The 26,625-nt window shown below is 66.4% G+C and carries 27 protein-coding genes; 10 read left to right on the top strand and 17 right to left on the bottom strand.

Features of this window, described 5'->3' with window-relative positions; translation table 11 throughout:
- Positions 1–40: 40 nt before the first annotated feature.
- Positions 41–1,576: an NAD(P)H-hydrate dehydratase gene (locus RT513_RS09780; protein WP_290689860.1), complete on the bottom strand. Its 1,536-nt coding sequence runs from the start codon at positions 1,574–1,576 to the stop codon at positions 41–43.
- A 172-nt stretch (positions 1,577–1,748) separates the two neighbouring features.
- Here RT513_RS09780 and RT513_RS09775 point away from each other — a divergent pair, with 172 nt between their 5' ends.
- From RT513_RS09775 to RT513_RS09765, 3 genes are all read left to right on the top strand, one after another.
- Entirely contained in the window at positions 1,749–2,087 is a 339-nt protein-coding gene (locus RT513_RS09775) for a P-II family nitrogen regulator (RefSeq protein WP_035741620.1), read from the top strand.
- Between the two features lie 78 nt (positions 2,088–2,165).
- Positions 2,166–3,572, top strand: a complete 1,407-nt coding sequence (glnA, locus tag RT513_RS09770) for a type I glutamate--ammonia ligase (protein WP_088215295.1) — start codon at positions 2,166–2,168, stop codon at positions 3,570–3,572.
- Positions 3,573–3,650: 78 nt separating this feature from the next.
- Positions 3,651–3,944: a putative quinol monooxygenase gene (locus RT513_RS09765; RefSeq protein WP_088215294.1), complete on the top strand. Its 294-nt coding sequence runs from the start codon at positions 3,651–3,653 to the stop codon at positions 3,942–3,944.
- A 207-nt stretch (positions 3,945–4,151) separates the two neighbouring features.
- Here RT513_RS09765 and RT513_RS09760 read toward each other — a convergent pair whose 3' ends face one another.
- The 7 genes from RT513_RS09760 to RT513_RS09730 form a co-directional block, all read right to left on the bottom strand.
- Positions 4,152–4,550, bottom strand: a complete 399-nt coding sequence (locus tag RT513_RS09760) for a VOC family protein (RefSeq protein ID WP_088215293.1) — start codon at positions 4,548–4,550, stop codon at positions 4,152–4,154.
- Between the two features lie 99 nt (positions 4,551–4,649).
- The gene (locus RT513_RS09755) at positions 4,650–6,158 is read right to left on the bottom strand and encodes a DegQ family serine endoprotease (protein ID WP_373447796.1); all 1,509 of its coding nucleotides are present in this window, start codon (positions 6,156–6,158) and stop codon (positions 4,650–4,652) included.
- Between the two features lie 246 nt (positions 6,159–6,404).
- The gene (gene hflC, locus RT513_RS09750; protein ID WP_088215292.1) at positions 6,405–7,286 is read right to left on the bottom strand and encodes a protease modulator HflC; all 882 of its coding nucleotides are present in this window, start codon (positions 7,284–7,286) and stop codon (positions 6,405–6,407) included.
- Positions 7,286–8,467 (bottom strand): FtsH protease activity modulator HflK, encoded by a 1,182-nt coding sequence (gene hflK / locus RT513_RS09745; protein WP_290689862.1) that lies wholly within the window; start codon positions 8,465–8,467, stop codon positions 7,286–7,288. Before hflK ends, hflC begins: the two co-directional genes overlap by 1 nt.
- 94 nt (positions 8,468–8,561) lie before the next feature.
- Positions 8,562–9,917 (bottom strand): glutathione-disulfide reductase, encoded by a 1,356-nt coding sequence (gene gor, locus RT513_RS09740; protein WP_290689863.1) that lies wholly within the window; start codon positions 9,915–9,917, stop codon positions 8,562–8,564.
- Between the two features lie 10 nt (positions 9,918–9,927).
- Positions 9,928–10,704 (bottom strand): ribose-5-phosphate isomerase RpiA, encoded by a 777-nt coding sequence (rpiA, locus tag RT513_RS09735; RefSeq protein WP_088215289.1) that lies wholly within the window; start codon positions 10,702–10,704, stop codon positions 9,928–9,930.
- A gap of 100 nt (positions 10,705–10,804) precedes the next feature.
- Complete coding sequence (locus RT513_RS09730) at positions 10,805–11,641, bottom strand: alpha/beta fold hydrolase (RefSeq protein ID WP_290689866.1); 837 nt, start codon at positions 11,639–11,641, stop codon at positions 10,805–10,807.
- Positions 11,642–11,767: 126 nt separating this feature from the next.
- Between RT513_RS09730 and RT513_RS09725 the strand changes: the two genes are divergently transcribed.
- Positions 11,768–13,117 (top strand): Nramp family divalent metal transporter, encoded by a 1,350-nt coding sequence (locus RT513_RS09725; protein ID WP_290689868.1) that lies wholly within the window; start codon positions 11,768–11,770, stop codon positions 13,115–13,117.
- Positions 13,118–13,486: 369 nt separating this feature from the next.
- Here RT513_RS09725 and RT513_RS09720 read toward each other — a convergent pair whose 3' ends face one another.
- Together RT513_RS09720 and argH are read right to left on the bottom strand one after the other, a co-directional pair.
- Positions 13,487–13,657: a hypothetical protein gene (locus RT513_RS09720; protein WP_179209159.1), complete on the bottom strand. Its 171-nt coding sequence runs from the start codon at positions 13,655–13,657 to the stop codon at positions 13,487–13,489.
- Positions 13,654–15,060, bottom strand: a complete 1,407-nt coding sequence (argH, locus tag RT513_RS09715) for an argininosuccinate lyase (protein WP_088215339.1) — start codon at positions 15,058–15,060, stop codon at positions 13,654–13,656. The genes RT513_RS09720 and argH overlap by 4 nt, the downstream gene beginning before the upstream one ends.
- A 28-nt stretch (positions 15,061–15,088) precedes the next feature.
- On the opposite strand from argH, the gene RT513_RS09710 reads away from it, so the two are divergent.
- Positions 15,089–15,655, top strand: coding sequence for a TlpA disulfide reductase family protein (locus tag RT513_RS09710; RefSeq protein WP_290689870.1), 567 nt, complete (start codon positions 15,089–15,091; stop codon positions 15,653–15,655).
- Here RT513_RS09710 and RT513_RS09705 read toward each other — a convergent pair.
- Complete coding sequence (locus RT513_RS09705; protein WP_290689872.1) at positions 15,624–16,214, bottom strand: DNA-3-methyladenine glycosylase I; 591 nt, start codon at positions 16,212–16,214, stop codon at positions 15,624–15,626. The two genes, RT513_RS09710 and RT513_RS09705, sit on opposite strands and share 32 nt — an antisense overlap.
- A gap of 157 nt (positions 16,215–16,371) precedes the next feature.
- Here RT513_RS09705 and RT513_RS09700 point away from each other — a divergent pair, with 157 nt between their 5' ends.
- Genes RT513_RS09700 through RT513_RS09690 form a run of 3 tightly spaced genes read left to right on the top strand, consistent with a single transcriptional unit; the run spans position 16,372 to position 19,238 of the window.
- Positions 16,372–17,547, top strand: a complete 1,176-nt coding sequence (locus tag RT513_RS09700; RefSeq protein ID WP_088215284.1) for an acetyl-CoA C-acetyltransferase — start codon at positions 16,372–16,374, stop codon at positions 17,545–17,547.
- 55 nt (positions 17,548–17,602) lie between these two features.
- Positions 17,603–18,325 (top strand): beta-ketoacyl-ACP reductase, encoded by a 723-nt coding sequence (locus RT513_RS09695; RefSeq protein ID WP_035741638.1) that lies wholly within the window; start codon positions 17,603–17,605, stop codon positions 18,323–18,325.
- Complete coding sequence (locus tag RT513_RS09690) at positions 18,303–19,238, top strand: DMT family transporter (protein ID WP_290689876.1); 936 nt, start codon at positions 18,303–18,305, stop codon at positions 19,236–19,238. Before RT513_RS09695 ends, RT513_RS09690 begins: the two co-directional genes overlap by 23 nt.
- Here RT513_RS09690 and RT513_RS09685 read toward each other — a convergent pair.
- The 3 genes from RT513_RS09685 to RT513_RS09675 form a co-directional block, all read right to left on the bottom strand.
- A complete protein-coding gene (locus RT513_RS09685) occupies positions 19,216–19,383 on the bottom strand; it encodes a YdcH family protein (RefSeq protein ID WP_088215282.1) in 168 nt (55 codons plus the stop codon). The genes RT513_RS09690 and RT513_RS09685 overlap by 23 nt on opposite strands.
- 111 nt (positions 19,384–19,494) lie before the next feature.
- Complete coding sequence (locus RT513_RS09680; protein ID WP_290689878.1) at positions 19,495–20,286, bottom strand: tRNA1(Val) (adenine(37)-N6)-methyltransferase; 792 nt, start codon at positions 20,284–20,286, stop codon at positions 19,495–19,497.
- 20 nt (positions 20,287–20,306) lie between these two features.
- Complete coding sequence (locus RT513_RS09675; protein WP_290689880.1) at positions 20,307–20,522, bottom strand: DUF2007 domain-containing protein; 216 nt, start codon at positions 20,520–20,522, stop codon at positions 20,307–20,309.
- Positions 20,523–20,622: 100 nt separating this feature from the next.
- Between RT513_RS09675 and RT513_RS09670 the strand changes: the two genes are divergently transcribed.
- On the top strand, positions 20,623–21,561 hold the full coding sequence (locus RT513_RS09670) for a polyprenyl synthetase family protein (RefSeq protein WP_256947299.1): 939 nt from the start codon (positions 20,623–20,625) through the stop codon (positions 21,559–21,561).
- 3 nt (positions 21,562–21,564) lie between these two features.
- Here the strand turns inward: RT513_RS09670 and RT513_RS09665 are convergent, their stop codons facing one another.
- From RT513_RS09665 to RT513_RS09655, 3 genes are all read right to left on the bottom strand, one after another.
- Positions 21,565–22,410, bottom strand: coding sequence for a 4-(cytidine 5'-diphospho)-2-C-methyl-D-erythritol kinase (locus RT513_RS09665; RefSeq protein ID WP_409518405.1), 846 nt, complete (start codon positions 22,408–22,410; stop codon positions 21,565–21,567).
- Positions 22,411–22,417: 7 nt separating this feature from the next.
- Entirely contained in the window at positions 22,418–24,121 is a 1,704-nt protein-coding gene (locus RT513_RS09660; RefSeq protein WP_290689882.1) for a tetratricopeptide repeat protein, read from the bottom strand.
- A gap of 96 nt (positions 24,122–24,217) precedes the next feature.
- The gene (locus RT513_RS09655) at positions 24,218–25,867 is read right to left on the bottom strand and encodes an electron transfer flavoprotein-ubiquinone oxidoreductase (RefSeq protein ID WP_290689884.1); all 1,650 of its coding nucleotides are present in this window, start codon (positions 25,865–25,867) and stop codon (positions 24,218–24,220) included.
- A gap of 269 nt (positions 25,868–26,136) precedes the next feature.
- Between RT513_RS09655 and greA the strand changes: the two genes are divergently transcribed.
- Positions 26,137–26,607 (top strand): transcription elongation factor GreA, encoded by a 471-nt coding sequence (greA, locus tag RT513_RS09650; protein ID WP_035708809.1) that lies wholly within the window; start codon positions 26,137–26,139, stop codon positions 26,605–26,607.
- Positions 26,608–26,625: the final 18 nt, after the last annotated feature.

Here is a 26,625-nt window from a genome sequence, read left to right as displayed (position 1 = left end):
CCTGTCAGGCTTCGGCAGGGCGGCGAGAGGAACAGCGGTTTCACCGCGCCTCCGCGCCGCCCCTCCTTTTGGCGCCCACACCCAGCGCGCGCAGGCACTCGGGCACCCTGTCGGGCAGGTCTTCCGCGATGAGGCCGGGGCCGAAACGGCGCGCCGCATCGGCGTGCAACCAGACAGCGGTCCGCGCGGCCCGACCGGGAGGGAACCCGCGCGCCAGCAGCCCCGCGATCAGCCCGGCGAGCACATCCCCCGACCCCGCCGTGGCCAGCCATGGCGCGGCCTCCTCCGCCACCGCGGCATGGAGCCAGACCGCACCGGACGGCTCCGCGATCACGGTGACCGCTCCCTTAAGCAGAACGGTGGCCCCCGCCCGCGCCGCCGCTTCGCGCACCAGATCAACGCGGCTTTCGCCCTGGGCCAGACGGTCGCCAAGGTCGGGGAACAGCCGGGCGAACTCTCCCTCATGCGGGGTCAGAACGGCGGGGGTCGCGAGCGGCATCACCTCCCGCCGCTCCGCCAGCGCGGTCAATGCATCCGCGTCCAGAACCACGGCCGGGGCGGTGAGGGCCTGCGCCAGCACGCTCGCCGCCCGCGCGACGCCAAAGCCGGGGCCGAGGCAAAGGGCGGTGACACGACGATCCGCCAGCAGCGCGGGGAGCTCCGCCGCCGCGCGGATCATCACTGCATCAAGACGCGCCGCGTTCTCCGCCACGGCCTCCGGCGGACAGACCAGCGTCACCAGTCCCGCCCCCACCCGGAGCGCGCTCCGCGCCGCCAGCCGCGCCGCGCCCCCCGTGCCCGCCGGACCGCAGAGGATCAGCGCATGGCCGTGACGGAACTTGTGGCCGGCGGTCGCCTTGTCCAGCGTATCGGCCTCGGGCCGCTCCAGACGCCTGACCGGTGGGAGATCACCACGCCATGCGTCGTTCTCCGGTCGCAGCCCGATGTCCACGACGGCGAGCCGGCCGGCAATCTCCGCCCCCGGCAGAAGCAGGTGGCCCCGTTTCGGCGCGTGAAAGGTCACCGTCAGGTCCATCGGCGCGATCTCCGCCCCCTGCCGGCCAGTATCCGCATCCACCCCCGACGCGATGTCCACGGCGACCCGCAGCCAGCCCTCCCGCCGCGACAGACGGTCGAGCAGCTCCAGCACGGGCGGACGGTCCCACAGGCCCCGGAAGCCGATGCCATAGACCGCGTCGATCACCACGCCGGGCGGCTGTTGCGCAAGGCTATCCGCCTCCCAGCGCGAGGTTTCCGAAATTTGCCGCCAGCGCCGGAAGTTTTCCGCGGCCGCAGGGGACATGCGGTCGAGCACGCCGAAATGCGCCGCCTCCACCTGCCAGCCCAGCCCGTGCAGCAGCCGCGCCACGACATAGCCATCCCCGCCGTTGTTGCCTGGCCCGCAGGCCACAAGCGCGCGTCGCGGCAGGCCGCCCCGCCGCATCCCCTCCTCCAGAATGGCGGCAACGACCCCCTGCCCCGCCCGCTCCATCAGGTCGAGCGGAGTTGCGGCGCCGGACCGGAAAGCCGTGTCCTCGATGGCGCGCATTTGGGCAGATGTCAGAACTTCTGTCATAATTCATGCCAATCTGTTTTCATTTCGCCCGCTGCGTAATCTTAATGCACATTTTATGTGCGATTATTTGCCGATTTTCCGCTATCCCTCCGAAGCTTTCGGGAGGCGCATTGTCCCGCCGCCGCGAAAATGGTCTGACAGCAACGGTATAGTCCGAGGGAGTCGCCACACCATGAAGAAAGTCGAAGCGATCATAAAACCCTTCAAGCTCGATGAGGTGAAGGAAGCGCTTCAGGAAGTCGGTGTTCAGGGGCTCTCCGTGATCGAAGTCAAGGGGTTCGGGCGCCAGAAGGGCCATACCGAGCTCTATCGCGGTGCCGAATATGTGGTGGATTTCCTGCCCAAGGTGAAGATCGAGGTGGTTCTGACCGACGATCAGGTCGATGCCGCCGTCGAGGCGATCATCTCCGCCGCACGGACCGACAAGATCGGCGACGGGAAGATCTTCATCTCGCCGGTCGAACAGGCCATCCGCATCCGCACGGGTGAGACCGGCGACGACGCCGTCTGATCCGCCAGAAGAATACGCCGGGAGCGCGCGTGGCGCCTCTCCGGCCAAGGACTGCTCAACAGAAGGAAACGACGCCAGATGAGCAACGAGAAGGTTCTCCAGATCCTGAAGGACGAGGATGTCGAATATGTCGATATCCGCTTCACGGACCCGCGGGGCAAGCTCCAGCACGTGACGGTCATGGCGGACCAGGTCGATGAGGACTTCCTGACGGAAGGCTTCATGTTCGACGGCTCCTCCATCGCCGGCTGGAAATCCATCGACCAGTCCGACATGAAGCTGATGCCGGACACCGAATCGGGCTATATCGACCCGTTCTACGCGGAAAAGACGCTCTGCATTCACTGCAACGTCGTCGAGCCCGACACGATGGAGCCCTACTCCCGCGATCCGCGCTCCACGGCGCTGAAGGCGGAAGCCTACCTGAAGTCCACGGGCATCGGCGACACGTCCTACTGGGGACCGGAAGCCGAATTCTTCGTCTTCGACGACGTGCGCTATGCCGTGTCGATGAACAAGGTGGCGTTCGAGGTCGATGCCGTCGATGGCGCCTGGAACACCGACACCGCCTACGAGATGGGCAACATGGGTCACCGTCCCGGCATCAAGGGCGGCTACTTCCCGGTGAACCCGATCGACCCGGCGCAGGATCTGCGGTCCGAAATGCTCTCCACCATGAAGCGGATGGGCATGAAGGTGGACAAGCACCACCACGAAGTGGCGTCCAACCAGCACGAACTCGGCCTGATCTTCGGTTCGCTGACCAAGCAGGCAGACGAGCTGCTCAAATACAAATACGTCATCCAGAACGTCGCTGCCGCCTATGGCAAGTCGGTGACCTTCATGCCGAAGCCGATGCGCGGCGACAACGGCACCGGGATGCACGTGAACATGTCGATCTGGAAGGACGGCAAGCCGCTCTTCGCCGGTGACAAATACGCGGACCTCAGCCAGGAAGCCCTGTGGTTCATCGGGGGCGTCCTGAAGCATGCCAAGGCGCTGAACGCGATCACCAACCCGTCCACCAACTCCTACAAGCGCCTGATCCCCGGCTTCGAAGCCCCGGTTCTGCGCGCCTACTCCGCCCGCAACCGCTCGGGCTGCGTGCGTATTCCGTGGTCGGAATCGCCCAAGGCCAAACGTGTGGAAGCCCGCTTCCCCGATCCGTCGGCGAACCCCTACCTGTGCTTCTCCGCGCTGCTCATGGCGGGCATCGACGGGATCAAGAACAAGATCGACCCGGGCCCGGCCTCCGACAAGGACCTTTACGATCTTCCGCCGGAAGAACTGGCGACCATCCCGACCGTCTGCGGCTCGCTGCGCGAGGCGCTGACCGAACTGGAAGCGGATCACGAGTTCCTGCTCGCGGGCGACGTGTTCACCAAGGACCAGCTCGAAGGCTACATGGCCCTCAAGTGGGAAGAAGTGTATAACTACGAGCACACCCCCCACCCGATCGAATACCAGATGTATTACTCCTGCTGAGGCAGGATGGGACAGTGATACCGAAACCCCCGGAGGCGAGTCCTCCGGGGGTTTTTCATATGCCTTGGGGAGGAGCGGATGGAGGACAACGAGACCGTGGTGCTGACCGGGTGGCTGCTCTGCGCCACGATGGCGGATGCCGATCTGGCCGCGGCGCTGCTGGATGAGCACACCCGGCTCAGCCGCGCGGAGCCGGGTTGCCTGTCCTTCGAGGTCGTGCGTTCCATGTCCGATCCCATGCGCTTCGCCGTCAGGGAAGCCTTCGTCGATCGCGCGGCCTTCACTGCACATCAGGAGCGGGTGAAGGCCTCCGACTGGGGGCGACAGACGGCCCATATCGAGCGCGACTACCGCATCGAACGCGGGGAATAGCAGAGACCCTGCCCTGACGGGGGGCCGGCAGGGTGCAACCCACTCGACCGTGGCGGGCTGCTGACAAGATCCTGAAGTGTCGTGTCATGTGCCGGTAATCGGAAAATTGAACCGGAAATCCTTCGAAAGATATGGATTTCCGGCTTTTTTGTCAGATTTAGAACAATTTCCGCTCAAGCGCAGGCCAAAAGCCTTTTCAGCAGCCCGTCAGGTCTGTCCAGGCCAAGCTGCATTCTGAAGCACGACGCGATAGCCGTCGGGATCCTCGAATGTCCTGCCGCTTCTGTCCCAATAGGGGTTGAAAGACGACACCGGCTCATGCCCCTCGCGCCGCAGACGCCCGACGGCCGCCTGCCATTCCGCGGGGTCCGGGATGTAGAAGACCAGCAGATTGTCCTGTGTCGGCGCACGCCCCGCTGGATGACCAGACTTCCGCGTGAACTCAAGGTGATAGGCCAGTCCCGGCCTGCCCAGCATGACGCCATCGAACCCGTCGTGCGCCTCGAAACTGGCGATGACCTCAAATCCCAGACCATCACGGTAAAACGCGACCACGGCCTCCAGATCGTCACTCGGCCGCGCGATGCGAAGCGCCTGCGCCTCCATCACGCGAACCGTTCGTTGCTGAACATGCGAAGGCCCCTCATGCACAAGGGCCGGGCCCGAAACACGGACCCGGCCCCCCGGAGATATCACCTGATGATGTCACACCTGATCGACGGAGAGCGCCACGAAGCGCGGCTCACCCTCGCGGCGGATGAGGAGGAGAAGCGATTTGCGCCCCGCGTCCTTGGCCTCGGAAATCCGGGCCTCCAGATCCTTCGGCGAGGAGACCTTCTGCTGCCCCGCCTCGGTGATGAGATCGCCGTTGCGCAGACCCTTTTCAAAGGCTTCGCTGCCATCGTCGATGCCGGTGATCACCAGACCGTCGGTGCCGTTCGGCACTTCAAGCTGCTTGCGCATTTCGGGCGTCAGCGTGGTGACGGTCATGCCGAGAAGCGTCTGCTCCTTCTGCGCCTGCGGTGCAGCGGCTGCGGGAACCACCTTCGCGCCTTCGGCTTCCTCACGGCGGCCAAGCGTCAGCTCCACCGTCACAGGCTTGCCCTCGCGCGTGAGGGCGACCTCCACCTTCTTGCCGACCTCCGTGGCGCCGACCTGACGGACGAGTTCGCGGGTATCGTTCACCTTCACTCCGTCGAACTGGGTGATGACATCGCCCGATTTGATCCCGGCAACCTCCGCCGGCCCCTGCGGAACATCGGTCACGAGGGCGCCGCCCGCGCTCGCCAGCCCCATGGATTCGGCGATATCCGGCGTCACGTCCTGAATGCGCACACCAAGCCAGCCGCGCCGCGTCTCGCCAAACTCCTTAAGCTGATCGACCACGCGGGACACGACCGCCGAGGACATGGCGAAACCGATCCCGATGGACCCCCCGTTGGGGCTGAGGATCGCGGTATTCACCCCGATCACCTCACCATCCATGTCGAAGAGCGGCCCGCCGGAGTTCCCCCGGTTGATCGCCGCGTCGGTCTGAATGTAGTCGTCATAGGTGCCCTGCAGCGCCCGCCCTCGGGCAGAGACGATGCCGGAGGAAACGGAGAAACCCTGCCCCAGCGGGTTACCGACGGCCATTACCGGCTCGCCCACGCGGATCCGGTTGGAATCGCCGAATTTCACGAAGGGAAGCTGCTTGGCATCCTCCACCTTCAGGAGGGCGATGTCGGTGTTGGGATCGGTGCCCACGACCTTGGCATCCAGCTTCTCGCCTGCGTAGGTCTCGATCTGGATCTGGTCCGCGCCCTCGATGACGTGGTTGTTGGTGACGATGAAACCGTCGGCGGAGATGATGAAGCCCGAGCCGAGCGCTTGGCTCCGCCGCGGAACCGGACGGGCGCCTTCTCCGCCACCTTGGCCGGGGGGCATGAAGTCACGGAAGAAATCCTCGAACGGCGATCCCGGGGGAACGCCGGGGATCCCGCCCTGCGTGGAGGTGGCGACGGTGGATGTGGTGGTGATGTTGACCACCGCCGGGCTGACCCGCTCCGCGAGGTCGGCAAAGCTCAGCGGGGTCCCGTTCGGGGCGGTCTGAGCGAAGGCGGGGGGCGCGAGAACCGGCACCAGCGCCGTGCTCAGGCCCAGCCCGGCGACCAGCCCAAGGGCCAGCAAGGCGCGCGCCGGGGCACTGCGCAGCGATTGTGATTTGACGACCAAGGACGACACTCCGAGCTCCTTCCTCTTCAGGGTTCGGCGAAGCAACTAGCTCCCGAACCGTCTCCTCCTATGTGGGACCTGTGCGCTTTCGCCGCAAATCAACGACCGTCGCGGTGTCTCAATTCGGTGTGAAACTTCGTAACATGAAGGGTTTCACGGGTGGTTGGAGAGAGCAAGCGCTTCGTGAAGGCCCGAATGAAAAGGCCTACCAATGAAAAGGCCGGTCGCTGGGACCGGCCTTTTCCATCAGTTCGCGGGTTGGGTGCCGCTGTCGCTTCGGAAGAACTCGAAGAACTCGCTTCCGGGGCTCATCACCACGGAGGTGTTGTTCTGCTGAAGCGCATTCTCATAGGCGGTGAGCGACCGGGTAAAGGCGAAGAACTCCGGGTCACGGCCGAATGCCTCGGCATAGATGCGGTTCCGCTCTGCATCGGCCTCACCGCGGACGACCTCACTCTGACGGCGGGCGTCGGAGACAAGCTCCGTCACCGTCCGGTCGGCCAGCGCCTGAATACGCTGCGCGGCCTCGTTCCCGCGCGCGATCTCGTCGGCGGCCTCCCGCTCCCGCTCCGCCCGCATCCGGGCAAAGGTCGCGGCGAGGTTTTGCTCCGGCAGGTCGGTGCGGGTCAGGCGCACGTCGATCACCTCGATCCCGAGCGCCTGCGCCTGCACGCGGGCCTGATCGCGGATGCGGTTCATAAGCGGGGTCCGATCCTCCGAGAGCACCGCCCCGGACGGCACGGACCCCAGAACCTCACGGATTTCCGCATTCAGGATCCGCTCCAACCGCGCCTGTGCCGCGCGCTCGCCCTCGACGCCGACGGCCTCGCGGAAGCGCACCACATCGGCGATACGCCAGCGGGCGAAGGCATCGACGACCAGACGACGGTCGTCGAGCGGCGTGATCTCCGCCGGTTGCGTGGGCAGGCTCAGGATCCGCCCATCATAGCGGACGACTTCCTGAATGAAGGGGATCTTCACATACATCCCCGGGTCCTCGCGAACCGCCTTCACCTCTCCGAACTGGAGGACCAGAACCCGTTCCCGCTCATCGACGATGAAGATGGAGGACAGGCCCAGAACGGCCAGAAGAACAACGACGACAATGCCGATGGTGGAGCGTTTCATCAGTTGTTCCCCCCGTTCGTCGTCGCGGCCCCGGCAGCGCCGGCGGCGGGCATCTGCGGCATGGCCCGGTTGCCCAGCGGCAGAAGCGGCAGCACGCCCTGCCCGTTCTCGCCGTTCACGCCATCGACGATCACCTTGTCCACGCGGCCGAAGACGCGCTCCATGGTTTCCAGATACATCCGGCGACGGGTTACGTCGGGCGCATTCCGGTATTCGTCATAGACGGAGACGAAGCGGCTCGCCTCACCCTGCGCCACGTTGACGGCCTGCGCGCGGTAGCCCTCGGCCTCTTCCAGGACGCGGGCGCTTTCCCCTCGCGCCCCGGCAAGCACGCGGTTCGCATAGGCATCCGCCTGATTCTGGAGCCGGTCGCGTTCCTGACGCGCCGCCTGCACCTGACGGAAGCTGTCGATCACCTCGGACGGCGGGTCAGCGCGGTCGAAGTTGACCCGGATGATGTTGATGCCGCTGTCATAGGTGTCCAGAGTCGATTGCACCGCCTGTTGCAGGTCGGAGGCGATGATCCCCCGGTCCCGGTTCAGGATCGGCGCCATCTGCGAGCGCGCGATGATGTCGCGCATGGCGCTTTCCGAAACGGCGCGGATCGTGTCCATCGGATCGGCGAGGTTGAACAGGTATTTCGACGGATCGTTGATGTTCCAGACGACCTGGAACTCCGTATCCACGAGGTTCTCGTCCTGCGTGAGCATCAGCCCGTCGGAGCGGCGGGAATTGGCGTTGGAGCCGATGTCCAGCGTGCGCTCGCCGGTGACGGAGAAGATCTCCCGTGTCACCACCGGCCAGGGCGCGAAGTTCAGACCGGGTTCCCCGGTCTTGTAGTAGCGTCCGAACAGCAGCTCGACCGAGCGCTCTTCCTGCCGGACCGTATAGAAGGAGAGCGCGAGCCAGCCGATGAACAGCGCGCCGATCGCCAGAAACACGCCCTTGCGCGTGATGCCCAGACCAGGGCCGGACTGGCGCGGGCCGCCGGAGCCGGTCCCGCGGCCGCCCATCAGCACGCGGAGCTGCTCCTGCCCCTTCTTCATGATCTGGTCGAGTTCGGGGATCTGCGGACCTTCACCGGGGCGCCGGTTCCCGCCGCGGGGATCGTCCCCCCGGTTGTCGCCGCCACCGCTGCCTGATCCTCCGCCCCCCCAGGGGCCGCCGGAATGTCCTGCCATTAATCCGGTTTCCTTCCTCTCCGCCTCGGTTCCGCACTGGTGCGAGGTGCCAACTGTGGACTATCGCCGCTCATGTCAAGCGCCGGGGGGTGCGTCACCATGACCGGGACGGCGCCTTCATGGTGACCAGTTCCTCCGCCATCGTGGGGTGAACGGCCACGGTTCTGTCGAAGTCTTCCTTGGTCGCGCCCATCTTCACCGCAATCGCGGCAAGCTGGATCATCTCCCCCGCTTCCGGTGCGACGATGTGACACCCGAGCACGCGGCGGCTCTCGCTGTCCACCACCAGTTTCATCAGCACCCGGTCCTCCCGCCCCGCGAAGAGCGTCCGCATCGGTCGGAAGGCGGTGGAGTAGATCTGCACTCCGCCCCGTTCCCGCCCTTCCTGCTCCGTCATGCCGATCCCGGCCATTTCCGGTTGGGTGAACACGGCGGAGGGGACAAGGTCATGATCCGCCTTCGTGGGGGTGCCGTGAAACACGGTCTCGGCGAAGGCCTGCCCCTCCCGGATGGCGACGGGGGTGAGATTCACCCGGTCGGTCACGTCGCCTACCGCATAGATGGAGGGGACGGAGGTCTGCGACCACTCATCCACCGCGATGGCCCCGGACTTGCGCAGCCGCACGCCCAGCGCCTCCAGCCCCAGCCCGCCGGTCGAGGGCACCCGGCCGGTGGCGTAGAGCACCCGCCCGTAATCCCCCTGCCCGCCATCGGCGAAGGCGACGCGCACGCCATCCGCAGCGGGATGCAGCGCCGCTACATCCGTCTCCGTGCGGATGTCGATGCCCGCGCCCCGCATCGCGGCGGAGACATGGCCGCGGACCTCCTCATCGAAGGCCCGCAGGATCTGCGGCCCACGGTAGGCCAGCGTCACATCCACGCCCAGACTGTTGAGAATGCAAGCGAATTCGCAGGCGATATACCCTCCGCCCACCACGAGGATGGAGCGCGGCAGTTCCTCCATCAGGAACATGTCGTTGGAGGTGGAGGCAAGCTCCCGCCCCGGGATCTCCGGGATGAAGGGCGCGCCGCCCGTGGCGATCAGGATATGCTTCGCGGTGAACCGCTCACCGCTGTCGAGCCGGACGGTATGTGCATCCTCCAGCACCGCGCGGGCAGGATGGATGGTGACACCCGCCCGCTCCAGATTGGCGCGGTAGATCGCCTCGAGCCGGTCCAGCTCGTCATGCAGCGCCTTGCGGAAGCGGCTCCAGTCGAAGCTGCCGATGCTCGCATCCCAGCCGTAGGCCCGCGCATCCTCCACCACCGCCGGAAAGGAGGAGGCGAAGACCATCAGCTTCTTCGGCACGCAGCCGCGGATGACACAGGTGCCGCCCACGCGGTATTCCTCCGCGACGGCGACCCTTGCGCCGCACTGCGCCGCCACACGGGCCGCGCGCACGCCGCCGGAACCCGCGCCGATCACGAACAGGTCGAGGTCGAAGGACATGCGACTGCTCCTAGAGATCCGCGAAGATGTTGTCGCCCTCGCCCAGATCGCTCCGTTCGATGGAGACGGTCCCGGCATCAAGGTCGCGCAGTTCCACCCGCCCGTCGGCATGGCCGATGACCACGGTATCGCAAATGTCGATGAAAAGCCCGTTCTCCACCACGCCGGGGATCTGGTTCAGCATGAGCGCCAGAGAGCCGGGATTGCCGATCCGTGCGAGCGAGAGATCGAAGATATGGTTGCCCTCGTCCGTGACGAAAGGCCGCTCCCCCGCCATCCGCAGGGTAAGGGTGCGGCCCATCACGTCCTGCCCGGCCAGAACCTCCTCGATCAGCGTGCGGGTGGCCTGCATGCCGAAGGGGATCACCTCCACCGGCAGGTCGAAGGCGCCGAGCATGCCGACTTCCTTGGCCGCATCCGCGATGACGATCATCCGGTCGGAGGCCGTCGCCACGATCTTCTCCCGCAGCAGCGCCCCGCCGCCGCCCTTGACAAGGTTGAGCGCCCCGTCGAATTCATCCGCCCCGTCGATGGTCACGTCGAGCCAGCCAGCCTCATCCAGCGTGGTGAGCGGGATGCCGAGTTCCCGCGCCAGATCCGCCGTGCGCGTGGAGGTCGGCACCGCCGTGACGCGAAGCCCCTCCTCCCGCACCACTTCGCCCAGCCGTCGCACCATGAAGGCAGCGGTTGAGCCGGTGCCCAGACCCACCTTCATTCCGTCCTCGATGAAGTCCACGGCGCGGCGGGCGGCAACGACCTTGGCCCGGTCGATGGGGGAGAGGGACATGGCAGGCTCCTTGCTTTGCCTGCCGTTATAGCAAGTTGTGACCGCCCTGCGAGAGCCAATTGCCGGGACGGCCGCGCAGGGGTCATGGTCCTTTCGGCGGTCAACGCAGGAAGGCCAGCAGATCCGCCGTCAGCCGCTCCTTGTGAGAGGCCTGCAACCCGTGCGGCCCACCCTCGTACTCGACCAGCTGGCTGTTCGCGATGCCACGCGCCGCGGCGCGGGCGGAGGCGTCGATCGGCACCGTCTTGTCGCCCGTTCCGTGGATGATGAGCGTCGGCATGGTGAAGGCCGTCAGGTCGGGGCGGAAATCCGTGGTCGCGAAGGCCTCCGCACAGGCCAGCGTCGCCTTGAGGCTCGCCTGCATCGCGAGATTGCAGGACCATTGAACAACCTCGTCGCTGACGCCGCCGGTCAGCAGACCACCGCCCTGCATCAGCGTCTTGCCGTAAAAGGTCTTGAAGAAGTCGGCGAAGAAATAGGCGCGGTCCTCCCTCATGCCCTTTGCCATCTCGTCGAACACCTCCTGCGGCGTGCCGTCGGGATTATCCGGGGTCTTCAGCATGTAGGGCACCACGGAGGAAACCAGCCCCGCCGCCCAGATCCGCGCGGAGCCGTGACGGGACAGGTAGCGCGCCACCTCTCCGCCCCCCATGGAAAAGCCGACGAGCGCCGCATCCCCGGCGCCGGTGGCCGCCAGAACATCCGCCAGATCGTCGGCCAGCGTATCGTAGTCATAACCCGTCCACGGCTGCTCCGACCGTCCGAAGCCGCGCCGGTCATAGGCGATCACCCGATGGCCCGCGGCAGCCAGCGCCATCCCGGTATCGTCCCATGTATCCGAAGACAGCGGCCAGCCATGCAGCAGCACCACAGGCCGCCCCTGTCCCCAGTCCTTCACATAGAGCCTGGTCCCGTCGCGGGTCTCGATCATCGCCATCTGCATCTCCTGTGCTCTCCGAAGCGAACGGGCCGCTGCGGGGTTTGTTCCTTGCCCCGCATTTCCGTTGACAGGGCGCAGGGCGGGCCTAGATTGCGAACGCTTCTCAATTTCAGGCACCTCCCCATGCCGGACAATTTCAGACTGAGCGAGATCGGCTCCGGCTCCGGCTCCGGCTGGCGGCAGGACCGGGGGGAGGCCGCGCTCTCGGACGTGCATTCGAGCGTCGCGGTGCCCAAGGGCCGCTGGCGGCGCTTCGCCGCCTTCATCGGGCCGGGCTACATGGTCGCCGTGGGCTATATGGACCCCGGCAACTGGGCGACCTCGCTCGCAGGGGGATCGCGCTTCGGCTATACCCTGCTGTTCGTGGCGCTGCTGTCGAACATCATGGCCATCGTGCTCCAGTCGCTCTGCGCCCGGCTGGCCATCGGCTCGGGCCGCGATCTGGCGCAGGCCTGTCGGGATGCCTTTCCGCGATGGGTTTCCGTCCCCCTCTGGGCTGCGGCGGAGATCGCGATCATCGCCACCGACATCGCCGAAGTGATCGGAACGGCCATCGGGCTGAACCTGCTGTTCGGCGTGCCGCTGGAACTCGGCGTGCTGCTCACATCGCTCGATGTGTTCCTGATCCTGTGGTTGCAGCGCAAGGGCTTCCGCTGGCTGGAGGCGTTCGTCATCGCCCTTCTGGGGGTGATCACCTTCAGCTTCTGCGTGCAGATCCTCCTTGCCCATCCCGACTGGGGCGGCGTGCTGCGCGGTTTCTTCCCCACGACGGAAGTCCTGCGGAACCCGGAGATGCTGTATCTCGCCCTCGGCATCCTCGGGGCCACCGTCATGCCGCACAATCTCTACTTGCATTCCGCCATCGTCCAGACCCGCGCCTATGGCGATACGGTGGCGGAGAAGCGGGCCGCGCTGACCTATTCGACGCTGGATTCGACCATCGCGCTGATGTTCGCGCTGCTCATCAATGCCGCCATCCTGATCCTTGCCGCCGCGAGCTTTCACGGTGCGGGACATACCGAACTCGCGGAGATCGACGATGCGCACAAGCTTCTCGGCCCGCTCCTCGGCTCCGCCATCGCGCCCACGCTCTTTGCCGTGGCGCTTTTGTGTTGCGGGCTGAACTCCACGGTGACGGCGACGCTCGCCGGTCAGGCGGTGATGGAGGGGTTTCTCCAGATCCGGCTGAAGCCGTGGATCCGGCGGATGGTCACGCGCGCCATCGCCATCGTTCCCGCCGTCGCCGTCACCCTGCTTTACGGGCCGCGCGCGACGGGGGAGTTGCTGATCCTGACGCAGGTGGTGCTCAGCCTCCAGCTTTCCTTCGCCGTGGTGCCGCTGGTGCTGTTCACCAGCGACCGGCGGAAGATGGGCGCCCTCGTCGCTCCCCGCTGGCTCGGCATCACCGCATGGACGATCGCGGCGATCATCGTGGCGCTGAACGCCAAGCTGGTGCTGGATTTCCTCGGCTGAAACGCAACCGGCGAGAACCGGCGAGCCCCGCCCCTCCGCAGCCACGTCTCCTCACCGAACCGCTTCCGGGCGCGTGCCCGACACCAGTCCCCGCCCTTCCGGCACCGAACAGAACGGGCCGATTCGAACGGTGGGGCAGCATGGGTGGGGCAACATGACAGCCCGCACCACCCGTTTCCGGGATGAGCAGCGGTCGGTGTGGCCCGGCGCACCGGATGACACGGCCAAACCGGGCGATACGGCCATATCTGGCGACACGGTCAGACCGGCGCGACCCTGTCCGGCACCGGTCCCCCGTCTGGCCACCGGTCTCGCCACCCACGTGGCCACCGGTCTGGCCATCCATCTAGCCATCAAACACGGATGCCATCAGGAGCGCGGCGCGCGCGGCGGCTCCACCCAGTTGGCGGAGGGGGAGATCGTGACATCCTCCTCCCGCGTGTCGATATAGGTGGCAGGCGTTCCGTCGGGATAGAGCGGCACGCCGTCGGCCCCGCAGGCCGACAGCGCCAGCAGTGCCAGAAGCGGCAGAAGCCTCACGCCAGCTTCTCCTTCCAGCGGGCGATCTGGCGGCGCACCTGATCGGGCGCGGTGCCGCCATAGCTCTGGCGGCTGCGGACGGAATTGTGAACGCCCAGAACCGCGAACACATCGTCGCGGATGCCGGGGTGCACCGACTGCATCTCGGCCAGCGTGAGTTCCGGCAGATCGACGTCCTTCTTCTCCGCCATGGCGACCAGCGTGCCGGTGACATGGTGGGCATCGCGGAACGGCAGACCCAGTTCCCGCACCAGCCAGTCGGCAAGGTCGGTCGCCGTGGAGAAGCCGGAGGCGGCGGCGGCCTCCAGCACCGGGACATTGGCGGTCAGGTCGCGCACCATGCCCTCCATCGCGGCGAGCGACAGGATCAGGTTGTCGGCGGCGTCGAAGACCTGTTCCTTGTCCTCCTGCATGTCCTTGGAATAGGTGAGCGGCAGGCCCTTCATGATGGTGAAGAGCGCGACCGTCGCGCCGAGGATCCGGCCCAGCTTGGCGCGCAGAAGCTCCGCCGCATCCGGGTTGCGCTTCTGCGGCATGATGGAGGAGCCGGTGGAGAACCGGTCAGACAGCCGCGCGAAACGGAACTGGGCGGAGGACCAGATCACCAGCTCCTCCGCAAAGCGCGACAGGTGCATGGCGCAGATGGAAGCGGCGGAGAGGAATTCCAGCGCGAAGTCCCGGTCCGCGACCGCGTCCAGCGAATTGGCCATCGGCCGGTCGAAGCCCAGTTCCTGTGCCGTCATCTCCCGGTCGATGGGGAAGGACGTGCCGGCCAGCGCGGCGGCGCCGAGCGGGCTTTCATTCATGCGGGTGCGGGCATCCTGAAAGCGCCCCATGTCCCGCCCCAGCATCTCCACATAGGCCATCATGTGGTGGCCCCAGGTCACGGGTTGCGCGGTCTGGAGATGGGTGAAGCCCGGCATCACCCAATCCGCCCCCTTCTCCGCCTGGGAGAGGAAGGCGCGGATCAGCAGTTCCAGCCCGGCGATCACCGCGTCCGTCTGGTCCCGCACCCAGAGGCGGAAGTCGAGCGCGACCTGATCGTTTCGGCTCCGTGCGGTGTGCAACCGGCCCGCGGGCTCCCCGATGATCTCCTTCAGCCGGGCCTCCACGTTCATGTGGATGTCTTCCAGATCGGTGCGGAACTTGAAGGCGCCGCCCTCGATCTCTGACAAGACCGTGAGCAGCCCTTCCCCGATCGCCTGCGCATCGGTATCGGAGATGATGCCCGTCACCGCCAGCATCGCGGCATGGGCGCGCGAGCCGCGGATGTCCTGCGCCGCAAGCCGCTGGTCGAACCCGATGGAGGCGTTGATCGCCTCCATGATCGCGTCCGGCCCTGCGGCGAAGCGGCCACCCCACATGGAGTTCGCGCCCGTGTCGGAAGTGCCCTTGTCGGTCATACTGGTCATCGTGGCCTCTGGAGGAAACATGCGCATTCGATCCCTTTTCCTATACGCGGCCCTCGGGCTTGGCGTAAACACGCCTCATGTCTTCGCGGCCGATCTGGCGGCGATGGAAGCGGCCCGCGCGGGCGACATGCGCAAGCTCACCCTCTCCGCCAACCCGCCCGACATTTCCTCCGCCGCGCTGGAGGATGAGGCGGGCAACCCCCGCTCCATCGCCGAATGGCGGGGGAAACCGGTGCTCATCAACTTCTGGGCAACGTGGTGCGCCCCCTGCCGGGAGGAGATGCCATCCCTCGAGCGGCTTCAGAAGAAGATGGCCGATACGCCTTTCGAAGTGGTTACCGTGGCGACCGGTCGCTCGGATGCGCGGGGCGTGGACAAGTTCCTCAACGAGATCGGCGTGACGGAACTGCCGCGCCTGCGCGATCCGAAGATGCAGATGGCGCGCGACATGGGCGTGCTGGGGCTTCCCGTCTCCGTTCTGGTGGATGCCGACGGCAGGGAGGTCGCCCGCCTGATCGGCGATGCCGACTGGGACACGCCGGAGGCGGCGGCGGTCATCGAGGCGCTGATCCGGCCCCCGCAATGATGCCCTGACGGAAGCAGGCGGCGACATGGTCGTTGACCAGCCCCGCCGACTGCATGAAGGCATAGACCGTGGTCGGCCCGCAGAAGCGGAATCCCGCGCGGGACAGCGCCTTGGACAGCGCAATGGAATCGGCCGTCTTCGGCGGCACCTGCGCCATGGTCTCCGGCGGCACGTGGTCGCGGGGCGCATGGCTCCACACCAGATCGGCGAACGGCTCCGGCCCGCCAAGGGCAAGGTAGGCCCGCGCATTGCCGATGGTGGCCTCGATCTTGCCGCGGTGCCGGACGATGCCGGCATCCGTCAGCAGACGGGCCACCTCTGCCTCCCCCCACCCGGCGACAACCGCCGGATCGAACCCGGCAAAGGCCTGCCGGAACGCCTCCCGCTTGCGCAGGATGGTGATCCACGACAGCCCGGCCTGAAACCCTTCCAGTTGCAGAAGCTCCCACAGCGCGCGCCCGTCCCGCAGCGGAACGCCCCATTCCGTATCGTGATAGGCGACGTATAGCGGATCGGCTCCGCACCAGCCGCAGCGGGCAGGCGATGTCTCGACGCTCATATGCAACGCTCCTTTTGAGAACGAAAAATGAACTTTTTCGCGTCAGGGTCAAGCTGGGGGATGTGAATGCCGTCGGTGTTGCGCTCTCTTTGGCGAGCGGCCATAGATTGGACAAGCGCCGGTGCTGCACGCATCCCGGCCCAAGGGGAGAATTGCCATGACCAATGTCGTGATCGTTTCCGCCGCCCGCACCGCGGTTGGCAGCTTCAACGGCTCTTTCGCATCCACGCCTGCCCATGAGCTCGGCAAGGTCGTGCTGGAGGCGCTGGTGGAGCGCGCGGGCATCGCGCGGGAGGATGTGTCGGAAACCATTCTCGGCCAGGTGCTCCCTGCGGGGCAGGGCCAGAACCCGGCCCGTCAGGCGCATGTGAATGCCGGACTGCCGATCGAATCAGCCGCCTGGGGCATCAATCAGGTCTGCGGCTCGGGCCTTCGTGCCGTGGCGCTCGGGGCGCAGCACATCCAGCTTGGCGATGCCACCGTGATCGCGGCGGGCGGGCAGGAGAGCATGTCCCTTTCCCCCCATGTGCAGCATCTGCGCGCGGGCACCAAGATGGGCGACCTCAAGTTCATCGATTCGATGATCCGAGACGGGCTGTGGGACGCCTTCAATGGCTACCACATGGGCCAGACGGCGGAGAATGTCGCCGCCAAGTTCCAGATCACGCGTGAAGCGCAGGACGAATTCGCCGTCGCCTCCCAGAACAAGGCGGAGGCCGCGCAGAAGGCCGGGCGCTTCCGGGATGAGATCGTTCCCGTCGTGCTGAAGACCCGCAAGGGCGATGTGACGGTGGATGCCGACGAATACATCCGCCACGGCGCGACGATGGAGGCGATGGCCAAGCTGAAACCCGCCTTCACCAAGGATGGCACCGTCACCGCCGCCAATGCCTCCGGCATCAATGACGGCGCGGCGGGCGTTCTGCTGATGACGGAGGAGGAAGCGGCGCGGCGCGGCCTGAAACCCATTGCGCGCATCGCCTCCTGGGCCACCGCCGGGGTCGATCCGGCGATCATGGGCACCGGGCCGATCCCCGCCTCGCGCAAGGCGCTGGAGAAGGCGGGCTGGAAGGTGTCGGACCTCGATCTGGTGGAGGCGAACGAAGCCTTCGCGGCGCAGGCGCTGGCGGTGAACAAGGAGATGGGCTGGGATCCGGAGATCGTGAACGTGAACGGTGGCGCCATCGCCATCGGCCACCCGATCGGCGCTTCGGGTGCCCGCATCCTCAACACGCTGCTGCACGAGATGACCCGGCGCGACGCGAAGAAGGGTCTCGCGACGCTCTGCATCGGCGGCGGAATGGGTGTGGCGATGTGTCTCGAACGCGGATGAGCGGCACAGGACTACCATTACCGCACAAGTGATTTTTCAGGAGAGGGGGGAAGTTATGTCCAGAGTCGCATTGGTGACGGGTGGCACGAGGGGGATCGGCGCAGCCATCTCTCTCGCGCTCCGGGATGCGGGCTACAAGGTTGCCGCGAATTACGCGGGCAACAGCGCCGCCGCGGAGGAATTCAGCCGCGACACCGGCATTCCCGCATTCCGCTGGTCGGTGGCCGATTACGAGGCCTGCAAGGCGGGAATCGCGGAAGTGGAGGAGGCGCTCGGCCCGATCGACGTTCTGGTGAACAATGCCGGGATCACGCGGGACTCGCTCTTTCACAAGATGACGCCCGATCAATGGCGCGAGGTGATCGACACCAACCTCAGCGGACTGTTCAACATGACCCACCCGCTCTGGCCGGGGATGCGGGAGCGGAAATTCGGCCGCGTGATCTCCATCTCCTCCATCAACGGGCAGAAGGGGCAGGTGGGGCAGGCGAATTACTCCGCCGCCAAGGCAGGCGATCTCGGCTTCACCAAGGCCCTGGCGCAGGAAGGCGCGCGCGCGGGCATCACGGTGAACGCCATCGCACCGGGCTATATCGCGACGGAGATGGTCATGGCCGTGCCGGAGAAGGTGCGCGAGAGCATCGTGGCCCAAATCCCCACCGGGCGCCTCGGCCAGCCGGAGGAGATCGCGCGCTGCGTGGTGTTCCTCGCCTCCGACGACGCGGGCTTCATCACGGGCTCGACCATCACGGCCAATGGCGGACAGTTCTTCGTCTGACGCAGGCGGGGCGCGTCCGCTCGACGCGCCCCGCAGCCGCGCCACGCTGGTCGGCCTGTCGGCAGTGCTCCTCTGGGCGCTGCTGGCCCTTTTCACCATAGGCTCGTCGCCGGTCCCGCCGCTCCTGCTGAACGCGCTGTGTTTCGGCATCGGCGGGATGGTCGGCGTGGTCTGGATGGCCGTCTCCGGCACGGCACATCGGCTGCGGCACGTGCCGCTCGCTGTCTATGCCTTTGGAACGGCCGGGCTTTTCGGATACCATATCCTGTATTTCTCTGCCTTCCGGCTCAGCCCGACGGCGGAAACGGGGCTGATCGCCTATCTCTGGCCCCTGTTCATCGTGCTTGGTTCCGCCCCGCTTCCCGGCGAACGGCTTCGCGCGGCCCATGTCGCGGGCGCGCTGCTTGCCTTTGCAGGCGCGGCGCTCATCGTGCTGGGCAGAGGGTCGGACGGTTCGGCATCCGGGCTGGGGCAGATGCTGGCCTTTGGCTGCGCCCTGACATGGACGGCCTATTCCCTCATCTCGCGCAGGCTTGGCACCGTGCCGACGGAGAGCGTAGCCGTATTCTGTATTGCCACGGCAGTGCTCTCCGCCGTGGCGCATGTGATATTCGAGCCGACCAGCTGGCCTGACAGCCCTATGGGCTGGGCCTCTGTCCTTTTGCTGGGACTGGGGCCGGTCGGCATCGCCTTCTATACGTGGGACGTGGGAATGAAGCGGGGAGATGTGCAACTGCTGGGTGTTGCCAGCTATGCCGCCCCGTTGCTATCCACGCTCGCGCTCATCATCGCAGGCATCGCCGAAGCCAGTGTCACCCTGCTCGTCGCTGCGCTGCTGATAACCGGCGGAGCAGCTCTCGCCGCCCGCGCCGGCAAGGCGCGCCGGAAGATCAGTGCGTCGAAAGACGTTTGATCTCCTCCTTGAGACGCATCTTCTGCCGCTTCATTTCGGCAATGTGGAGCGCGTCCGTCGCGGGACTGCGCTGCGCCTCCTCGACGCGCGCCGACAGCGCGGCGTGCTTTTTGCGGAGCTCTTGCAGGTGGGAACTGACTGCCACGGTCTTCCTCCTTTGGTGATCCACAAATGGATAGGAACACAGGAGACGAGTCGTGTCACGCCCGGAATGAAACGGCGATATGACGTAACGGCGACAGGATGAGCATATTTGTTACTGAAATGGCAGGTTTTTGCCATCACGAAGAATTTCAGAGACACCATTCTTGAAATTTTCGCCATCTCTCTCGTGGCTTGCCCCTTCATGCAGCACGAAAGGCGCAAGCAGGCGGAACGCCGCCCGGCTGCCTTTTCGTGCCCGGCAGATGATCCGCCGCGCCGCGCGCCCCTCCCGCGGGGCGAGCGGCAGAACCACGATACCCCCCGTCCGCGCGGAGAGCGCGGCGAGCAGTTCCGGCAAACGATCCGCCGCCTGAATGATGCTGAGATACCCCCCGGGAGCAAGCCGCTTCAGCCCCGTCTCCACCCAGAGGTCGAGGGGCGTTTCCTCCCGGAGTGCAGCCTCCCGCCCCGGATCGCTGGCGCGGGTGCCGCCTTGCGCGCGATAATAGGGCGGATTCGCGATGACGTGGTTGAAGCTTTCCCCCTTCAAGGCCGGGGGAAGCGCGGCGATGTCGCCCTCCGTCACCACCATCGGGATGCCGTTGGCCGCGGCATTTCTGCGGGCGAGATCCGCATAGGCGGCCTGACGCTCCACCCCGGCCAGACGCAGCCCCGGCACACGCCTGCCCAGACACAGGCTCGCCACGCCCGCCCCGCAACCGAGTTCGAGGACCGACTCACCCTCCCGCGCCGGAACCGAAGCGGCGAGGAGTACCGGATCGACAGCCGCACGATAGCCGTCCCGCGGTTGCAGGATGCGGAGCCGGCCGCCGAGAAACCCGTCGGACGTCAGGTCACCATCCGCGAAGCGCGGCGCAGGGGCACCGTCCACGGGCTGCGTCATCTGCCGGCCGTCCTCATGGATCAGTCGCTGACCGTGAGGCCATTGTCGATGAGCACGCGGCGCGCATGGCTCAGATCGCCGTCCCGCACCATGAGGCGCCGCGGCAGAATGCCCAAGGATCCTTCGAGAATGCTCATGTGGACGTCCAGTGGAAACGCGGCTATACCCTCGCCCTGAAGCAAGGCCACGGCAAAGGGGATGACGGTTGGGTCGCTTGTTCGCAGCACTTCTCGCATGAGCGGAGTAAACGTGACTTCCCCCCGGTTGTCGAGGCCGGGCGTGGAACCGGCGCGCGTGCGCCCTCTCGATGCGTTGAACGTCTATCTGGCGGAGGATATGGCGGCGGTGAACCGCCTGATCCGCGAGCGCATGGCATCGGAGAATGCACCGCGGATTCCGGAGGTGACGGCGCATCTGATCGAGGCGGGGGGCAAGCGTCTGCGCCCCATGCTGACGCTCGCCGCCGCGCGGCTTGCCGGTTACGACGGGCCCTATCACATCCATCTCGCCGCGACGGTGGAGTTCATCCATACCGCGACGCTGCTCCATGACGACGTGGTGGACGAGAGCCGCCAGCGCCGGGGGCGTCCGACGGCGAACCTGCTGTGGGACAACAAATCCTCCGTTCTCGTCGGCGACTACCTGTTCGCCCGCGCCTTTCAGTTGATGGTGGAGCCGGGATCCATCCGGGTGCTGGACATCCTGTCCAACGCCTCCGCCACGATCGCGGAGGGCGAGGTGCTCCAGCTTACCGCCGCGCAGGATCTGGCGACGACAGAGGCCACCTACCTGAAGGTGGTGCGCGGCAAGACTGCGGCGCTCTTCTCCGCCGCGACGGAATCGGGCGCGGTGATCGCGGGCGCGCCGGAGGCATGGGTCGCGGCGCTCCGCGACTACGGGGATGCGGTGGGGATCGCCTTCCAGATCGTCGATGACGTGCTGGATTACGGCGGCTCCACCCAGGAGATCGGCAAGAACATCGGCGACGACTTCCGGGAGCGGAAGCTGACGCTGCCGGTCATCAAGGCGGTGGCAAAGGCCGGCGTGCCGGAGCGTGGCTTCTGGACCCGCGTCATCGAAAAGGGCGACCAGCGGGACGGTGACCTGGAAGAAGCGCTGCGGCTGCTCCACCAGCACGGGGTGCTGGAGGAAACGCGAGCAGAAGCGCGCGCCTGGGCCGAGCGGGCGAAGACATCGCTTGCCCCCCTGCCCGATCATCCGGTCAGGGCCATGCTGTTCGATCTTGCCGATTTCGTGGTCGCCCGGATCAACTGAGCGCTACAGCGCAGGCGGCTCCCGCAGTGCGGGGGCGGCGGCGATCCACCAGCCCGGCCTCTGCACTGCCTGCGCCGCGGCTTCTGCCGCCGCCTCGCCATCGAACAGGCCAAAGCAGGTGGCGCCGGAGCCGGACATCCGGGCGAGGCGGCATCCCGGCTGCGCCGCCAGCATGTCGATTACATCCGCGATGACGGGCGCACAGGCGCGGGCCGGTTCCTCCAGATCGTTGCGCGTCTCCGCCGCCAGCCAATGCCCCAGCGCCGCGGCATCCGCGAGACGGGGGAGCGGCGGCAGGGGCGCGTTATCCCGCCGGGCGAGCGCGGCAAAGACCGCGGCTGTCGGCACGTCCACGCCCGGGTTGGCGAGCACCAGCCAGAAATTCGGCAGGCCGGACAACGGCTCCACCTTCTCCCCGATCCCTTGCATCCGCGCGGGTCGGCCGCCGAGGCACACCGGCACATCGGCCCCCAGCGACAGCCCCGCCCCCGGCGCATCCCGCCCCGTCATGCGGGCAAGCGCACGGAGCGTCGCCGCCGCGTCGGATGACCCGCCGCCGATCCCCGCAGCGGCAGGCAGCCGCTTTTCCAGCGTGATCGCCGCTTCCGCTCCCAGCAGGCGCGCGGCACGCAGCACGAGGTTGCCTTCCCCCTGCGGCACATCATTCGCGCGCGGTCCCGTCACGGTGAGGGAGAGCGGCCCGGGCGCGACCGTGACCCTGTCCCCCACCCCGGCAAAGACCACCAGACTGTCGAGCAGATGGTAGCCATCGGCCCTTCGCCCCGTCACATGCAGGGCGAGGTTCACCTTGGCGGGTGCGAATTCCCCGATGGTCGCTTGCGGCACCACGGGAGGATCAGTCTGCGTTGCCGGTCCGCACGATGGGAGGAGCACCCTCCTCCTTCAGCACCGCATCGAGGCCGATGGAGAGCTTCTTGCGGATGCGCGCCGCCTCATCTTCCTCCGGGTTGAAGGAAAGGGCGCGGCGCCACTGGAAATCGGCCTCCAGCTTGCGCCCGACGGCCCAGAAAACGTCTCCCAGATGGTCATTGACCACCGGATCGACCGGCATCAGTTCTGCCGCACGCTCCAGATGGCCGACCGCCTCGTCATAGCGGCCCATCCGGAAGAGCGCCCAGCCAAGGCTGTCGGTGATCGCGCCATCATCGGGACGGGCATCCACCGCCCGCTGGATCATCCCCAGCGCCTCGTCCAGATGTTCATGCCGCTCCACGTAGGAATAGCCGAGGTAGTTCAGCACGGCGGGCTGATCCGGCGCCAATTCCAGCGCCTTGCGGAAATCGGCCTCCGCCTTCGGCCACTGGCCAGAACGCTCGAACGCAATGCCACGGGCAAAGAAAAGCGGCCAGTGCTGCGGGCCCGGCGTTCCCAGCAGAGCGATGGCCCGGTCATAGCTTTGCGCGGCTTCGGCGAACTTCTCCTGCCGGCGGAGCATGTCGCCATAAGCCACCTGCACGGACAGCACATCGGGAGAGGATTTCGCCAGCTGTTCCATCGCCTCCAGCGCGGCCTCCGTCCGGCCCCCGTCATAAAGCGCGGAGGCCCGGCCCATTTCCGCCACGTGGAAGGCCGGATCGTTGCGGAGGATACGGTTGTAGGCGACTGTCGCAAGGTCATACTGGCCCTGCTTTTCCAGAATGCCTGCAACCATCAGGATCGCTTCGGTAAAATCGGGGCGGAGGTGCTCTGCCATGCGGGCATAGACGAGCGTGAAACCATCCTCGCCGCCGCCGTTCGCCAGCACGCCCGCAACGCCGTGAAATGCCTCGGCCATCCCATCGGACGCGGAGCGCACCACGTCGAAGGGCAGCGTTTCGCCGGCCTCCAGACGCGCCCGGAAGCCGTCCATCTCCGGGTCGCCCTGGAAGGTGCTGTCGATCAGGGCGATGGCGTCGGCGTCGCGGTCAAGCTGGCTCAGCACCTCCACCTGTGCGACGACGCCCCGGCGCGTGATGCTCGCCACCCGCCCGGTCTCGCCGCCCAGAATGGCCTGAGCGCCCTCGAAATCGCCCGCGGCGGCGAGCGCCAGCGCCTTGTGATAGAGGGCAAAGGCCTTGAGCGGCTCGTTGCCCGCAACCTTGTCGAAGGCGGCCTGCGCATCCGACATCCGGCCAAGCCCGAACTCCGCCCAAGCGCCCGCGAGCCCGTCGATCAACGGGCTGATCTTCGGCCCGCCCTGCACATCGGCCTTTACCGCTGCCCAGTCCTTCCGACCGATCATGTCCACGAGCAGCAGCAGATCCGCGAGCTGGCTGTCCTGCCCTTCGCGCTGCATGGACTGCGCCACCTTCAGCGCGGCGTCGAACTCCCCCCGGCCGATATCGGAGAGGAGCGCGAACTCCTGCAACTGGGCATTGCCCGGATCATGGGACAGCGCCTCATGGAAATAGGTGCCGGCAGCGCGGTAGTCCCGCTCCCCCGCGGCGGCGCGACCGGCGAGGTATGGCCCCGCGTAGCCATCCGCCCATGCGGTCGTTGCCCCGAGAAGCAGGGCGGTACCGCAGAGCAGGGAGGCGGCAAGACGGGAAAGCTGGAACATCAGGAGCACCACAGATCGAACGTTCGGGTGACCGTATCCGTGGGGCGCCAGCAAGGCAATCGCCCCGCGCAGGCGGGGCGGATGCTCGCCCGAATGTTACATGTTCGGATAGTTCGGCCCGTCACCGCCCTGAGGCGTCGTCCAGGTGATGTTCTGCGGCGGATCCTTGATGTCGCAGGTCTTGCAGTGGACGCAGTTCTGGAAGTTGATCTGGAAGCGCGGCCCCTCCGCCCCTTCGATCACCTCATAGACGCCGGCAGGGCAATATCGCTGCGCGGGCTCGGCGAATTTCGGCAGGGTATAGCTGATCGGGATCGTCGGATCCTTCAGCTTGAGGTGGCAGGGCTGGCTTTCCTCATGGTTGGTGAAGCTGAAGGAGACATTCGTCAGCCGATCGAAGGACAGCACGCCGTCGGGTCTGGGATATGTGATCGGGGCATAGCCCGACGCCTCCGCCGTGGCGGCGGCATCGGTCTTGGGATGCGGCATGGTGCCGAACAGGCTCGCCCCGAAGAGCGAGTTGGTCCACATGTCGAACCCGCCGAGACCAAGGCCGAGCATCCCCATCTTCGACCACAGGGGCTTCACGTTGCGCACCTTCTTCAGGTCGCGCCCGATCTCTCCCGTGCGGACTTCGGTTTCGTAATCCGAAAGCTCGTCGCCGGTGCGGCCAGCGGCAATCGCCTTCTGCGCCGCCTCCGCCGCCGCGATGCCCGACAGCATGGCGTTGTGGCTGCCCTTGATGCGCGGCACGTTCACCATGCCCGCCGAACAGCCCAGCAGCGCCCCGCCCGGGAACACCATCTTCGGCAGCGACTGGTAGCCGCCCTCGGTGATCGCGCGGCCGCCGTAGGCCACGCGCTTGCCGCCCTTCAGAAGCTCCGCCACCATCGGGTGGTGCTTGAAGCGCTGGAATTCCATGTAGGGGAAGACGTAGGGGTTCTTGTAGTTCAGGTGCACCACGAAACCGATGAACACCTGGTTGTTTTCGGCGTGATAGATGAACGATCCGCCGTCGGCGTTCTTGCCGAGCGGCCAGCCCATCGTGTGGATGACCGTCCCCTCGCGGTGCTTGGCCGGGTCGATCTCCCAGATTTCCTTCATGCCGAGGCCGAATTTCTGCGGCTCATGCCCGGCGGAGAGGTCGTAGCGGGCGATGATCTCCTTGGCCAGCGAGCCGCGCACGCCTTCCGAGATGAAGACGTATTTCCCGAGCAGTTCCATCCCCGGTTCATAGCTGTCGCCGATGGAGCCGTCGGCTTCACGCCCGAACTCGCCCGCGACGACGCCCTTCACCGTGCCGTCCTCCCCATAGACGATCTGGGAGCAGGCCATGCCGGGGAAAATCTCCACGCCCAGCTCCTCCGCCTGACCGGCAAGCCAGCGGCAGAGATTGCCGAGCGAGATGATATAGTTGCCGTGGTTGGACATCAGTTTCGGCATCGGCCAGTTCGGCAGCCGGATCTGACCGGATTCGCCCAGCATGTAGAAGCTGTCGTGCTTCACGGCCACGGTGACGGGCGCGCCCTTGTCCTTCCAGTCGGGGATCAGCTTGTTGAGGCCCACCGGATCGAGAACCGCGCCCGAGAGGATATGCGCGCCGACCTCGGACCCCTTCTCCAGCACCACGACGGACAGGTCGGGATCGAGCTGCTTCAGACGGATCGCAGCGGACAGACCGGCAGGGCCGGCCCCCACGATGACCACGTCATACTCCATCGATTCCCGTTCGATTCCGTCGCTCATGCTGGTCCCCCCTTGCCTGCGGATGCAGGCGAACTGGCTTTTGTCAGGGGCCAGCGTTACCGGGCCGTAGCCAACGGGTCAATCGTCACGGGCTGCCTGACAGCAATGCCCTTGCGGCAAAGCGCCGCCGACGGCGCGATCTCTCCGTGTGGATCAGGCTTGCAATCCACGCCCGTCTCGGTTCAGGTGCAGCAGAAATGACACGCATGCACCCGCGCGCTTCTCCAAGCGCGTCCGGGTGCTTTTGTTCCAGACCGGGAAAGACGACGATGGAAAAGATCCTTATGACCCGCAAAGGTCAGTCCGCGCTGGACGAGGAACTGCGCAATCTGAAGTCGGTCGAGCGTCCTGCCGTGATCCGCGCGATTGCGGAGGCGCGGGAGCATGGCGACCTCTCCGAGAATGCCGAATACCACGCCGCCCGCGAACGGCAGAGCTTCATCGAGGGCCGGATCGGCCAGATCGAGGCCATTCTCGGGCTGGCGGAGGTCATCGAGCCGTCCCGCCTGTCCGGCCCGATCAAGTTCGGCGCAACGGTCACCCTCGTCGATGAGGACACCGAAGAGGAAAAGACCTACCAGATCGTGGGTGAAACGGAGGCCGACATCGAGAACGGCCTTCTCAACATCCGTTCCCCCCTCGCCCGCGCGCTCATCGGCAAGGATGAGGGAGACACGGTCGAGGTCAAGACACCCGGCGGCGAACGCAACTATGAGATCGTGACCGTCCGCTATATCTGAGGAGGGCGCCGCAAGCGC

The sequence above is a fragment of the Haematobacter sp. genome (assembly GCF_032102465.1).
Taxonomy (GTDB): Bacteria; Pseudomonadota; Alphaproteobacteria; order Rhodobacterales; family Rhodobacteraceae; genus Haematobacter.
The sequence above is the reverse complement of the archived record's forward strand: the minus strand, read 5'-3'. Positions and strand labels throughout refer to the sequence as shown.